The sequence below is a fragment of the Deltaproteobacteria bacterium genome (assembly GCA_012522415.1).
GTDB lineage: Bacteria > Desulfobacterota > Syntrophia > Syntrophales > JAAYKM01 > JAAYKM01.
On the sequence record JAAYKM010000051.1, the window covers coordinates 48,650 to 63,158 of the forward strand.

The 14,509-nt window shown below is 58.8% G+C and carries 9 protein-coding genes; 2 read left to right on the plus strand and 7 right to left on the minus strand.

The annotated features are described in order from the left end of the window. Positions 1–36: 36 nt before the first annotated feature. The 7 genes from GX147_05030 to GX147_05060 form a co-directional block, all read right to left on the minus strand. Positions 37–1,734, minus strand: a complete 1,698-nt coding sequence (locus tag GX147_05030) for a long-chain fatty acid--CoA ligase (GenBank protein NLN60063.1) — start codon at positions 1,732–1,734, stop codon at positions 37–39. 118 nt (positions 1,735–1,852) lie between these two features. Beyond that, a complete protein-coding gene (locus GX147_05035; GenBank protein ID NLN60064.1) occupies positions 1,853–3,265 on the minus strand; it encodes a long-chain fatty acid transporter in 1,413 nt (470 codons plus the stop codon). Positions 3,266–3,560: 295 nt separating this feature from the next. Then, entirely contained in the window at positions 3,561–5,729 is a 2,169-nt protein-coding gene (locus tag GX147_05040) for a (Fe-S)-binding protein (GenBank protein ID NLN60065.1), read from the minus strand. Positions 5,730–5,877: 148 nt separating this feature from the next. Then, positions 5,878–6,855 (minus strand): electron transfer flavoprotein subunit alpha/FixB family protein, encoded by a 978-nt coding sequence (locus tag GX147_05045; GenBank protein NLN60066.1) that lies wholly within the window; start codon positions 6,853–6,855, stop codon positions 5,878–5,880. A gap of 27 nt (positions 6,856–6,882) precedes the next feature. Beyond that, entirely contained in the window at positions 6,883–7,653 is a 771-nt protein-coding gene (locus GX147_05050) for an electron transfer flavoprotein subunit beta/FixA family protein (GenBank protein NLN60067.1), read from the minus strand. Between the two features lie 119 nt (positions 7,654–7,772). Continuing rightward, the gene (acs, locus tag GX147_05055) at positions 7,773–9,743 is read right to left on the minus strand and encodes an acetate--CoA ligase (GenBank protein NLN60068.1); all 1,971 of its coding nucleotides are present in this window, start codon (positions 9,741–9,743) and stop codon (positions 7,773–7,775) included. A gap of 356 nt (positions 9,744–10,099) precedes the next feature. Then, positions 10,100–10,312, minus strand: a complete 213-nt coding sequence (locus GX147_05060) for a hypothetical protein (GenBank protein NLN60069.1) — start codon at positions 10,310–10,312, stop codon at positions 10,100–10,102. 400 nt (positions 10,313–10,712) lie between these two features. Between GX147_05060 and GX147_05065 the strand changes: the two genes are divergently transcribed. Further along, positions 10,713–12,320 carry a hypothetical protein gene (locus GX147_05065; protein NLN60070.1) on the plus strand — a complete coding sequence of 536 codons (1,608 nt, stop codon included), beginning with the start codon at positions 10,713–10,715 and terminating at the stop codon, positions 12,318–12,320. A gap of 99 nt (positions 12,321–12,419) precedes the next feature. Next, positions 12,420–14,156 carry a GTPase HflX gene (hflX, locus tag GX147_05070; protein ID NLN60071.1) on the plus strand — a complete coding sequence of 579 codons (1,737 nt, stop codon included), beginning with the start codon at positions 12,420–12,422 and terminating at the stop codon, positions 14,154–14,156. The last annotated feature ends 353 nt before the right edge of the window (positions 14,157–14,509 follow it).

The following is a 14,509-nucleotide window of genomic DNA, read 5'->3' on the forward strand; positions in this document are numbered from 1 at the left end:
CCTTCCTCTTTTGTGCTGCCGTTTCCATCGGCGTCGCTACTTCCCCCGTTTGGCCATTTCCTCGTTTCGCAATTCCTTCCGCAGAATCTTCCCCACCGCCGATTTCGGCAGTTCACTGCGGAATTCAATTTCCGTCGGCAGTTTATAGACGGCGAGCCGTGTTTTGCAGAAATCGAGGAATTCCTGATAAGTCACGGTCTCCCCCTCTTTGAGCACCACAAACACCTTCACATTTTCACCACGCCTTGGGTCGGGGATGCCGATGGCGCAGGCTTCCTGAACCTTCGGGTGGGTATAAAACACTTCGTCGATTTCCCGTGGATAGACATTGAATCCCCCGGAGAGGATCACGTCTTTTTTCCGGTCCACGATGAAAAAGTAGCCGTCCTCGTCCATGACCGCAATATCGCCTGTATAACACCAGCCGTCCCGTAAGGCGTTCTCCGTTTCGTCGGGCCTGTCCTTGTATCCCCGCATCACCTGCGGTCCCTTGATTATCAGCTCCCCCGGTTCACCGACCGGCATTTCCCGGACGCCCTGCTCGACGTCCACAATCCGCGCCAGGGTATCGGAAATGGGGATACCGACGCTTCCCACCTTCCGGGCGCCTCCGGCAAAGGGGTTGACATGGGTCACCGGCGAAGTCTCCGTCATACCGAATCCCTCCACGATCACCGCGCCCGTTATCGCTTCAAACTCCTGGATCACGTCGACGGCCAGGGGAGCGCTGCCGGAAAAGGCCCCTTTCATACATTTTATATCGGTCTTTCCAAGCCGCGGATGACCAAGAAGACCCACGTACATGGTCGGCACCAGAGGCGCGAACGTCGGCTTATACCTTTTGATGGCCTTCAGCAGGGGGTCCGGCTGAGGCTTGGGAACAAGAATTTGGGGCCAGCCCATAAACAGGGCAAAATTCATGCAGGCGGTCAAACCGAAAACATGAAAGTAGGGAAGCGCTCCCAGAACGATTTCACCCCCCCGCTCGAATTTGGGAAACCAGGCCGCCGCCTGCTGCACCTGGCGGGACAGGTTCCCGTGGGTCAATTCAACCCCCTTCGATATTCCCGTCGTCCCGCCGGTGTACTGGTACATGGCCACGTCGTCAAAGGCGATTTTCATGTCCCGTGTATAGGGTTCGTGACCGGCGATGCAGTCCTTCCAGGAAAACACATTCGGCGCGGGCTTCACTGACGCCGCCAGGCGTTTTTTCTTCGCTACCCAATGAAAGAGAAGATTCTTGGGAAAGGGGAGATAGTCTCCGATGGACGTGATGACGATCTGCCTGATCTTCGTTCTGGACCGGAGATCGATCATGCGGTTCCCCAAAAGGTCAATGGAAATCAACACTTTGGCGCCAGAATCGTTGAACTGGTATTCCAGTTCCCGGTCCGAGTACAGGGGGTTGTTCATGACCGTGACGGCCCCTATTTTCATGATCGCGTAATAGGCGACGACACAGGGAATCATATTGGGGAGGAGGATCGCCACGGCGTCGCCCCGCTTGACGCCGAATGAAACGAGGCAGCCGGCAAAGCGGTCGATCATGTCCTGCATCCGGCGAAAAGACAACCGATAGCCCTCGAACACAAGGGCCGTCCGGTCGGGAAAATGCCGAACCGTCCGCTCCAGGATTTCGGGCAGGCATATTTCCTCGTACCGGATGGACTCGGGCACGCCCTGTTCGTAGTGCTTCAGCCAGGGTTTTTTTAAATAGGGACTGTCCGCTTCCATCATGCCCCTCTCAAGTCGTATATAGGCCCGGATTCAGGAAAAAGCACGATCGCATCGGGGAATTCCCAGGTATCGGTTTTTCCTTCATCCGTTATGGGACGCGACATGTGAGATCAGGTTAAAAGGTATAGTTCAGCGTCATGGCGCCGCCCCAGAGATGCCCGTCCGCCTCCAGGGCAACCCGGGGATCCCCGCCGCCCTTTTCATACGTGTCGTTCAGGTTCGCGCTTTCCCCCTTGATTTTACGCTTCTCGGGAATCCAGGTGTACTGGATTGTCGCATCGACGCTGATACGGCCAAAATTCAGGCCCGTGCCCAGGGCAAACGTATGCTTGTCCGCATCGGGCCACTGGATGTCCATCGTGCGGTCCGGGATGGGGGTCGGGTCGTAGAGGTAAGACCCGCGAAGGGCGATCATCGTGTTGACTTTCCATTCGGCTCCAAGGCGGAACTGGATCGTATCGTCCCAGTCCCGTTTAAAGTATTCGGATGTTTTGGCCGGGTTCATCGGTCCCAGGGCCGGCACATTGAGGAAGGGACGGTTGAATTTCACGGTGTACCCGTCTATGACGGACCAGTGGGTCCACGTCACATCGGCCTCAATCGAAATTTTCTCACTGGGGATATAGCGGATCCCCGCCTGGATCTGCTCCGGGTGGTCAATTTCGGTTTTGGCGCGCACCTTTGTGTTGGACAACGGCACGGTCAATGGGCCTCCTTCCGTCATAACGGTGATTTCCCCTCCCACCCCTTTCATCTTCGTCGTTCCCTCGAACTTCGTATCCGTTCTTCCCCGGTAGGTGAGGCCGAAAACCAGGAAATCAACCGGTTTATACATGAGTCCCACATTGAAGGACCAGTTGAAATCGTCATCCAGTTCGGTGATGACACGCTTGTTGTGAAGCGAAGAAAGGGGTGAAAAGGCGCGGCGCTCCACGCCGCTTTTGGATTTCCCGAAAGACAGCCCCGCGCCGACGGAAAATTTGTCGTGGAACTTGTAGGCGAGGGTCGGTGAAACGACCTCCCGCAAATAGTAGGAGCGATAGGAATTATACGAACCGGGATTGCAGCAAAAACCGGAACCCAACCCCGTGGCGGCCACATCCTTCTTCCATTGGATGTCCAGGCCATAGGGAACGTAGGCGGCCACGCCGGCGGAGAATCCCTCCCCGATGGGCATGGCGAATCCCAGATGGGGAACAACGAGAAGTCGCGACTGATCGTACATGTTCGCAGGACCAACGACACCGTCAGGCACATAATCCATACCGGTCACCCGATAATCGTAGACCCGTATGACCGGCTTCACGACGTTCGCCCCCATAGAAAGCGTGGGTTTTTCGATCTGGGTCAGGCCCGCAGGGTTGTAATAGGCTGCAAACGGATCGTCTGCATAGGCGCTGAAGGCACCACCCAGGGCCGTGGCCTTGGCGCCGATACCGTAAGTATCGACATTGCCCGCCCTCACCGTTACGGTTGCCACCAAGACAGCCAGGACCATGATGGCAAAAGAGACCAATCCCTTTCTCATCTTCCTTCCCCCTCTCTTGATTTGATCATGGAACAAGAATCTGCGCTCCCGCATCACCGTTTCGCCCGGCAAGCGTACAACCTGGCACCGTTTCAGAAAAGAAGACCCCCGTCCCCCTGTCGGCGCTACATGGCATGAAGGGATGGTTGCTGAAAACTTGAGATTCCTTAACACGGGGAGATTTCGGAATGCAAGGGGGAATCCTTTTCCTCCCCCAAGGGGATACGGACAAAAACGCCCCCTGAGGATGATCCTTCAGGGGGCGCCTGTCGTTTGCTTGAAGCAAACCGTTTTTCTATTCCAGTCCCATCGCTTCCCAGACGATTTCGGCGATATCCCGGGCCGTCATGCTCTCTTCCTTGTTGCGGTCCTTGATGCCGTCGCTCATCATGGTCAGGCAGAACGGGCATCCAACGGCGATCGTGTCGGCCCCTGCGGCAATTGCGTGATCCGTCCGCATATCATTGATGCGTTCACCGATATCCTCCTCCATCCACATGCGAGCCCCCCCCGCGCCGCAGCAGAAGCTCCGGGCCAGGTTGCGGTCCATCTCCGTGATCCTCATGCCGGGTACGGCCTTGAGGATCCGGCGGGGCTGATCGTAAATGTCGTTGTACCGGCCGAGGAAACAGGAATCGTGATACGTGAAGCTCCCTTCCACGGGTTTTTTCAGGGTGATTCTACCCTTCGCAATCAGATCCGCAATGATCTCCGAATGATGGTAGACCTCATAGTTCCCACCGAAATGGGGGTAATCCTTCTTCAGGGCGTTATAGCCGTGGGGACAGGTGGCGATGATCTTCTTCACATCGTAGCCCGCCATGGTTTCGATGTTCATCTGGGCCATGGTCTGGTAGAGGTACTCGTTCCCGCCGCGCATGGCCGAATCGCCGCAGCACCCCTCTTCCGTACCCAGGATGGCAAAGCTGACACCCGCCGCCTGAAGGATCTTCGCGAAAGCCACGGTCACCTTCTTACCCCGGTCATCGAACGAGCCCGAACAGCCGACGTAGAAGAGGTATTCCACATTCCGGTCTTCCGCCAGGGTCTTGACACCCAGATCCGCCGCCCAGTCGGCTCGCAAATGGGCGCCGATACCCCAGGGGTTGCTGTTGTTTTCCATGTTCCGGAAGGTCAGCTGGAGTTCCGGCGCGAAATCCGCCTCCATCAGAACCTTGTACTGGCGCATGCCGACCACCTTCGGCACATGTTCGATGTCGGCAGGACAGTGCTCCATACAGTACATGCAGTTCGTACAGGCCCACAGTTCATGGAGATCGATCTGCTCCCCGACCAGGGCTTTTTCTCCCCCGGCGGCGGGTTTCAGACCGTCCACAAAATTGTCCACCCTTTCCAGCCATCGACAGAAGAAACCCTGTTTGGGAGAGGTCTTGGGATTCCCCTCCCCATCGGTTTCCACAACCGCCTTCCTTTCCGCAATCGCCTCCGGGGCCTTCTCCAACCAGTAATTCTTTATATCCTGGGTCAGTTTTTTCGGCGACAGGGGCTTGCCCGACAGGTAGGCGGGGCAGCCGTCCTGACAGCGCCCGCACTCGGTGCAGGCGTCACCGTCGAAGATCTGTTTCCACGTAAAATCCTGAATCTGTCCGGCGCCGAAAGACTCGGCGTTTTCAAAATCCCGGATCGGCTCGATCTGGCCGACGGGCAGCATGGTCTTCATGTACTGATTGGCCGGGGTCGTATAAATGTGCAGCAACCTCGAGTAGGGGATGTAGGCGATGAAGCCGAGAGACATGAAAGCATGAATCCACCAGGTCCACTTGTGCATGGCCTTCGCCGTTCCCAACTCGACGCCGGCGAACATTTTCGACACCCCGTAACCGACAACGGACCAGATTTCCCAGGGGGGTTTGGTCACATGGATACGCAAAGCCTCGATGATAAACCCCGTCAGGATGATCGCCACCAGCAGCAGTAGAACAATGGCGTCATCGGGCCCGCTGTCCGGTTTGCCCCTGTAACCCAAACGGTCCGGTTTGGCCAGGTAGCGCCGGTCGATGGCCATGAGCGCACCCACAAGGACACACACACCGAAAATTTCCATGATCAGGGAGAAGATCAGATAAAAATTACCCCGAAGAAAAGCCCATCCAAGAGGTTCCGTGATATGAAATTCCGTGGCGTCGAACGCGGCGCCCCAGATCAGGACGAAGAAACCAAAAAAGATAAGGCCGTGCATGACGCCGGGATAGAGTTCCTTCGAGGTGTTGGCCTGTAAAACGACATTCTTCAGCAGGTATTTGAGCCGTTCGCCGCGGTTTTCGAACCGATTTTCCGGTTCCGCCTTCCCGACGGCTTTCCACATGCGCCAGCGCCGGTAAAAGCCGTAAGCCATAATCGCCAGGGCGATGGCCGTAAAGAAAAAGAGTACGGGTTCAAAATAATCCGCGTTCCAGAATACCTGTCTCCCCTCGTTTCCGACGGAAAAGGTTGTATGTTCCATAACGCCTCCGTGAGTATATATACTAAAGCAGACCGGTCAGCTCGCTTTTCCGAGAAAACCCCGCCCATCGCTAGGGACAGGCGGGGTGCCCAGGTATCGTCACACACCTCCTCTGAAAAAGCAGGAAGCAAAATCCATGTCCTCCGCTCTAGGCCAGGAGTTTCTTGCACTCTTTGGTCAGTTCGGGAACGAACTTGAACAGATCATCCACGATGCCGTAATCCGCCTTAGCGAAAATCGGGGCTTCCGCGTCCTTGTTCACGGCCACGATCACTTTGGACGAACTCATACCGGCGAGATGCTGAATCGAACCGGAGATACCGCAAGCGATATACAGATTCGGAGAAACCACCTTGCCCGTCTGGCCAACCTGATCCGACTGGGGGCGCCATCCGGCGTCCACCGAAGCGCGGGATGCGCCGACCGTTGCGCCGAGGACCTCCGCCAGTTCTTCCAGGCACGCGTAACCCTCGGGGCCCTGCACACCGCGACCGCCGGACACGATGAAGTTTGCTTCCGTCAGATCGACCTTGCCACTCGTCTCCTTCTGCACTTCCACAACCTTTGTTTTCAACTGGGACGCATCGATTCCCGGATCAAATTTCTCGACGGCGCCGGCCTTCGCATTTTCCACCGCCGCAAACACATTGGGTCGCAGGGAGGCCATCTGGGGGAAGGAGGAAACCACGACTTCCCCGTAGCACTTGCCGGCATACATGGGACGAATCGCAACCATTTTACCCCCGTCAAGACGCAGGGCTGTGCAGTCCGTCGCCATACCCGTCGCCAGCTTCCCGACCAGACGGGAGGCAAGGTCCTTGCCCTGGGCCGAGGCGCCGAGGAGCAGGATCGCCGGATCCTTTTCTTTCACGATCGCGGCAACGGCCAGCGCGTGCGCGTCCGTCGTATAGGGTTCAAACATGGCGTCATCCGCCACATACACTTTATCCACACCGTATTTTCCCAGTTCGCCTGCAATACCCTCAATCCCGGAACCGACAAGAACGGCGCATACCTCGTCGCCCAGTTCGTCGGCCAGCTTTCGCGCCGTGCTTGCAAGCTCGAAGGAGATCTTACGGAAGGCGCCTTCTCTTTGCTCTGCAACTATCCATACACCTTTAGCCATTTTTCTTACCTCCGTATATCCTTTTCATTAAATAACCTTCGCCTCTTCCCGCAGCAGCTTCGCAAGCTCAGCGGCCTTCGCAGCCGGATCATCACCGGTGATGATCTTGCCTGGAGGTCTGGCCGGAGGTGGTACGAATTTGACAATCTTGGCCTTGTCCTGCGCGGTCACACCCAGCGCGGCGGCGTCCTTGATGTCCACCGGTTTTTTCTTTGCCTTCATGATGCCCGGAAGCGAGGCGTAACGAGGTTCGTTCAATCCCTTTTGCGCCGTCAACACGCAGGGAAGAGGACTCTCGATGATGAGCTGGGCACCTTCAATGGCCCGTTGCGTCTTGACCCGTCCGTCCATCACTTCCACCTTGGTCACCAGGGTGACCTGCGGGAGGTCCAGCATCTCCGCCAGGATCGAACCGACCTGGCCGCTGTCATCGTCGATGGCCCGCTGTCCGCAGAAAATCAGATCGCAGGGAACGGTCTTGATGGCTGCGGCCAGAGCCGCGGCCGTCGTGTAGGCGTCGCCGTCGTTCAGGGACGCGTCATCGATGTGGATTCCCTTGTCCGCGCCCATGGCCAGGGCCGTCCGGATGCTTTCCATCGCTCTTCCCGGTCCGAGGGTAACGATGGTCACCTCTCCGCCATGCTTCTCCTTCAACCTGAGGGCTTCTTCCACGCCGAATTCGTCGTAGGGATTCATGACCCACTTGATGCCGCCCTCTTCAATCCCCGAGCCGTCGGCTTTCACCTTGATCAGGGTTTCCGTGTCCGGCACCTGCTTCACGCATGCAATGATATTCACTTCATCCTCCTCAATACCATGTACGCCGGGTGCAAGGTCGTCCTCACCCCTGGTACACTCTTAGTTAAGTTTCCGGTTCCCCGCGGAAAACCGGGGAACCGGAAAAACACTTTCAACGATTACTGCCTGTTCTTGACCAGGTCGTCGACCACGGCCGGATCGGCCAGGGTACTCGTATCACCCAGATCGTCGATTTCGTCGGCGGCGACCTTCTTGAGAATCCTTCTCATGATCTTGCCGCTGCGGGTTTTGGGCAGACCGTCGGCCCACTGGATTTTCTCCGGTGTCGCGATGGGACCGATGATCGTCCGAACGTAGGCGACCAGTTCCTTCTTCAGCGCGTCCGAAGGCTCAATGCCCGTTTTCAGGGTAACGTACGCATAAATCGACTGGCCCTTGACCTCGTGGGGATAACCGACCACGGCCGACTCGGCCACCTTCTCGTGGGCGTTGAGGGTCGCCTCGATCTCCGCCGTACCCATCCTGTGACCGGACACGTTGATGACGTCGTCGATACGGCCGGTGATGCGGTAATAGCCGTCCTCGTCACGGAGGGCGCCGTCGCCGGAGAAGTAGAATCCCGGGTAGGGCTCGAAATAGGTCTCTTCGTAACGCCTGTGGTCGCCGTAGATGGTCCGGGTGATGCCGGGCCACGCCGTCTTGAAGCACAGGGCGCCGCGGGCGGCCGGCTCCGTCTGCTCTACGCCGCTCACATCGTCGCACAGGGCCGGAATGACACCCATGATCGGGAAGGCCGGCATGGCCGGTTTGATTTCAATCGCGCCGGGCAGGGGCAGGATCATGTGGCCGCCCGTTTCGGTCTGCCACCACGTATCGACGATGGGGCAGCGGCTGCCGCCGATCTTCGTATAGAACCAATGCCACGCTTCCGGGTTGAGGGGCTCGCCCACGGAAGACAGGACCCTCAGCGAGGACAGGTCGATTCCCTTCAGGAACTCGTCGCCTTCCTTGGCGATGGCGCGGATGGCTGTGGGCGCCGTGTAGAAGGACGTGACCTTGTACTTCTCCACGACCTGCCAGAACCGGCTGTGGGTCGGATAGATGGGAACGACCTCGAACATGACCGAGGTGGAGCACAGAGAGAGGGGGCCATAGACGACGTAGCTGTGTCCCGTGCCCCAGCCGATATCGGCGGTACACCAGTGAATGTCTTCCTCGTGGAGATCGAAGGCATACTTGGACGTGTAGGCGGTGAACACCAGATACCCCGCCGTGGTGTGGAGGGCGCCCTTGGGCTGTCCCGTCGAACCGGAGGTGTAGAGAATGAACAGGGTGTCTTCCGCGTCCATCCACTCAGGCTCACATTTGTCATCCACCGTGGCCATTTCGTCGTGCCACCAGAGGTCTCTGCCCTCGGTCCATTCGCACTTGATCTTGTCTCCCACGCGGTCAACCACGATGACCTTCTCCACAGAAGGACATTCCTTCAGGGCCACGTCGGCGGAGGCCTTCGCGGGAACGGCCTTGGCGCCGCGCATGGTGCCGTTGCAGACCACGAGGATCTTCGATTCGGAATCCTGGATGCGGACGGCCAGGGCGTCGGAGCTGAAGCCCCCGAACACGACGGCGTGGACGGCCCCGATCCGGGTGCAGGCCAGCATGGCGACGGCCGCTTCCGGGACCATGGGCAGGTAAAGGCAAACACGATCGCCCTTCTTCACACCGTGCTTCTTCAGGACGTTGGCGAACTTGCAGACCTCGGTGTACAGTTCCCTGTAGGTGATGGCCCGCTCTTCACCGGGCTCGTTGCCTTCCCACTGGATGGCGACCTTGTCGGCCCGCTTCTCGAGCTGGCGGTCCAGGCAGTTGTAGGAGACATTCAGTTTGGCTCCCTCGAAATACTTGACATAAATGGGACCCTTTCGGATGTCAAAATTGTAATCCTCGACCTTGTCCCACTTTTTGTAAAACGTAACGAGTTCATCGGCCTGTTTCGCCCACCACGCCGACGGGTCAGCCTCGGCTTCGGCGAACAGTTTTTGGTACTGTTCCATGCTGTTGATGTAGGCGATCTTTTTGACCCGGTCCGGTACCGGATAACGTTCCTTCAATACGACTTCGTCTGCCATTTTTTTCAATTACCTCCCTATTGTTGTTGTTGTCGAAAAATCACGTTGGATCTCCCTTGCCATACGCATATTCAATTCATATTTTAAGGAAGACGCAGGATGAAACCCCGCCTGACCTCTTTTTAATCCCCGCCCCACCTCTTCACTCGCTCGTAAGAAGGAGGGCAAGGACGCCAAGACCGGCCCGAGACGCCGGCCGCCGTTTCGGAAACCGCCCCGCAACGGGATACACCCCCCGAAGGGGCCCCTGTTTCCGCGTCAACACCCGGGAAAGACCTCCCGGGCGTTTCTTTTTCCTAAGAAATACGGCCCGTTGCACAGGCGCTCCCTCGACATGCCCCCCGCAACGTTAGCCGTCAGTGGATATACCGAACCATGCCGAATGTCAAGTATAATTTCGTGAGGGGCATGGAACCGACGGGGTTCATCCGCCCTGAGCGAATACATCGGGCCGCGGGTTTTTTTCTCTCTGTTTCTCCGGCGACTTCTTTCCGTATCGCCCTGGGGAAATCCTTGCCGGGAATGGCCCTTCTGTGGCTTTTTCGCAACACCTCTGTGTCAGCCCTCACGAGGGCGCCGCCTCCTGCGGAACGCCCCTTCGGGGCAAGCTCCATATTTCATATATATATCAGTGGGTTATCATTCTTTCTCGCAAGCGCTCCCCCTTGAGGCTTTTCTGGTACACATGTTGCTACATTTGCAAGGGGCGCCGCGATCCGCCGCACGGGCCGTCGGCGCCGGTTTCGCCTTGACAGGAACGGGACGAGATGCTACGCGTACCGGAAAACAATCGAGAAAGGGGGTGACGGGGAAATTCAGGGGAAGGGTTCCGGGGTCCCTGCCGGCTTGACCGGTTCCCGGGAGCGCCCGTATAAGGGACGGAAGGTTTTTGGGAAAGAAAAGGCGGATCTCCCACGACATGCCCGGGAGGTCCGGGTAAACATGGTTTGACAAACAGGAGGAAAACAGATGAAGAAACTTTGGATCGTCTTGGTTTCACTGGCCCTGGTGGCGGCCTTCAGCCTGCCCGCCTCGGCCGTGGACGTCAAGTTCAGCGGCTCGTACTATGTGGCCGGTGATTACTACAATGATTTGGACATGATCAATTCGGGAGACTGGCTGGGAGAGGCGCTGCCCGACAGTGCAGAGTGGACTAACCGGAGAGGTGGCACCTATCGCATACCGAAAGCCCGGGGCGGAGGAGACCGTCCTTACAGTCTTGGCCACGGCGTTGACAAATCGACGGCGTTTTTCCGTCAGCGTTTGCGCATCCAGACCGAGTTCGTCGTGTCCCCGGGTCTCTCCCTGATCACCCGGTTCGACGCCCTCGAGAAGATCTGGGGCGACCAGCAGTGGACGGGTTCCCGGACGGCTTACCAGTCCCGTCCCCACAACCACGCCGATATTCGGAACGCGAAAGAGCAGGAGAACATCGAGTTCGAACAGGCCTACATCCAGTACGCCTCGAAGATCGGCCTGTGGTGGATCGGCGTGGCCCCCCACGACTTCTGGGGAACCACCTTCGGCGATTCGACCCAGTCCGAGTCGTTGATCCAGTGGATCCTGCCGCTCAACGAGAACTGGATCATCGGGGCCAAGTACTTCAAGCACTACGAGAACAGCCCCAACATGTTCGGCGGCCAGGACAACAAGGGCATCGACGCCGACGACAGCGCCTACGTCGGTGTGGGCATCTTCAAGACCCAGAACATCGAAACGGGTCTGAAGGTCGCCTACCGTCAGCTCCGCCAGAACAAGAACAGCGCGGACTATCTCGCGATTCCGCCGCACTCCAAGATCGACGGCTGGCTCATCACGCCCTACTTCAAGGGCCAGTTCGGGCCGGTCAACCTCCAGGCGGAAGTGGAGTACTGGTACGGCGAGGTGGAACTGCAGAGAAGTATAGACGGTTTCGGCGGGCCGTGGTCGTATGCTACTGGTTATCTGCCCGTAACCGGCAAGAACACAAGGACGATCGACATGGAGTTCTGGTCCCTGTACCTGGACGCCAAGGTCGACATCGGCCCCGCCTACGTCGGGGGCCGGTTCATTTACGTCTCCGGCGACGACCGGTACAGCAGAGGCAAGTTTGAAGGGTCCGACTTCCTGAACAACCGGGCCTTCGAGATGTGCTGGGGCGGCGTGGATCTGAAGCAGACCCTCATCCTGTGGAACGAGGATGTGACGAACTGGGTCGGCGATGTCTGGGACCTCGGCCCCGGAATCAAGAACGCCAAGTTCGGCCAGATCTACGGCGGCTACACCTGGAAGGACTTCACCTTCACAGGCGCCCTGGCCTACGCCAGAGCGGACGAGACCTGGAAGACCCAGAGCAGCGACTACGGCTGGGAGCTGGACGTGACGGCAACCTACAAGATCACGGACAACCTGAGCTACATGGTCGGTGCCGGTTACCTCTGGACGGGCGACTACTTCAGGGGTCCCAAGGGGACAGATTACCGTTATAGGGGTGATAGTCGGAACCATCGCGCTCGCTATTACGCTCCCTATAGCATCGGCAAGCCCGACGTGGACGACATTTACCTGATCACGAACAAACTGACCCTGACCTTCTAGGATCATCCCCGACGATTCCCGTTATCCCCGCCCCGGAAGGGTTCCCCCTTCCGGGGCTTTTTTTTCGTTTGACGCCCCCGCTTTTCCCTCTCCGCCGTCATGGGACGGGAAAACCCTCGACAGGAAGGGCCGACTTTAGTACACTCTTTCGCAGAGGAGGATCCCATTCAGAAAATTTACGGCCATACCAGCGGATTGAAACCGGAACAGCGGCGGCGGGTCGAACAGTTCTACCGCCGGCGGCTCCCGCCGGCGCAGGTGATGACACACGACCTGGCCCGGCAGATGACGGAGCTGTCCCGGGAGATGAACCGTCAACTCGGCCTGCTCGTCACCCGCCGGGGGGAAATCGCCTTTGTCATCGTCGGCACCGCCCGGGATATATTCATTCCGGATCTGTCGTCCTTTCGCGCTTCGTCCGTGCGCTTTCGGGGCCTCCGTCTCCTCCACACCCACCTCGACCGGTCCGGCCTGACAACGGACGACCTGACGGATCTGGCGCTCCTTCGCCTTGACCTGGTGGCGGCGGTGGAAACGGAACCGGACGGCCTTCCCGGCCGTGTCCACCTGGCCCATCTGATCCCGGAAAACAGGGAGGGGCGTTTCTGGACCCTTCTCGACCCGTGCCCACCCTCGGCCCTGACCTGGGATTTCCTCTCCTTCATCCAGGCCCTGGAGGGGGAATTCACCCGGAAGGAACGGACCCGCAGGGTCGAGGCGAAGGACCGGGCCCTCTTGATCCGGGCGGAAACGGATCCCGCTTTCGACAGCGCGGGGGCCCTGTCGGAGCTTCGGGAACTGGCGGTCACGTCGGGGGTGGAGGTGTTCGACACCATGTTGCAGTATCGACCCCAACTGGACCCGAAATACGTCGTCGGCCGGGGCAAACTCTCGGATATCGTCATCCGGGCCCTCCAGATCGGGGCGAACCTGCTTGTCTTCGACCACGAACTGACCGCCGCCCAGATCCGTTCCATCACGGATTTTACGGAACTGCGGGTCATCGACCGAACCCAGGTGATTCTCGACATCTTCGCCCGGCGGGCCCGAACCCGGGAGGCCCGGATCCAGGTGGAACTCGCCCAGTTGAAGTACCGCCTGCCCCGCCTCGTCCGCCGGGATACCTCCCTGTCACGCCTGGCCGGGGGCATCGGCGGCACAGGCCCCGGGGAAACGAAGCTGGAAGTGGACCGCCGCCGCGTGCGGGAACGGATTCACCGCCTGGAAGAGGAACTGGAGGGTATCGGCCGTGCCCGGAGCCAGCGGCGGGGCAGGCGGGACAAGGCGGGACTCCCGGTCATCTCGATTGTCGGTTACACCAACGCAGGGAAATCGACGCTGCTGAACGCACTGACCCAGAGCCGGGTCTTCGTTGAAGACCGGCTGTTCGCCACCCTGGACCCGAAAAGCGCGCGTCTTCGCTTTCCCCGGGACACGGAAGCGGTCATCACCGACACGGTGGGTTTCATCCGGGCCCTGCCGGCGGAACTCTTCGCGGCCTTCCGGTCCACCCTCGAGGAACTGGACGAGGCGGATGTCCTGCTCCATGTGATCGACGTCAGCAACCCGGATTTCGAGAGCCACATTACAGCGGTGGAGAAGGTGCTGGCGGAAATCGGCATTCAGGACAAACCGACCCTACGGGTTTTTAACAAGGAGGATTGCTTCCCCGACAAGGGGGTTCTGGCTAACCTGTGCCGTCGCTTCGAGGCGACGCCGGTTTCGGCCCTTTCCAGCGAGAGCCTCCCCCCCCTTTTGGAACGCCTCGAGAACTGGCTGGGAGGTACCCACCGATCATGGCTGCATAACGGTTCGCCGCTCCCATGTTCGCGATAACGGCTTCCTGTCCCCCGGCGCCCCGGTCCCGCAGGTCTTCCGGGTGGCGCAGCAGGTCCATGATTTTCCCGTAAAGACCCGCTTCGTCCGTGACGGTCACACCGGCCCCGACCTTTTCCAGAAGCGTTTTTTCATTGACGAAATCCTCCATGAAGGGGCCATGGAGGACGACGTTCCCCCAGGCGGCCGGCTCCAGGATGTTCTGTCCGCCCCGGGGCACCAGGGATCCACCGCAATACACAACGGTCGCCAGGCTGTAGGCCTTGAAGAGTTCGCCGATGACGTCGATCAAAACAACCCGTTCATCCCGCCTTTTTTTGCCGCCGTCGATCTCCCGCATGGTGATGAAGTCG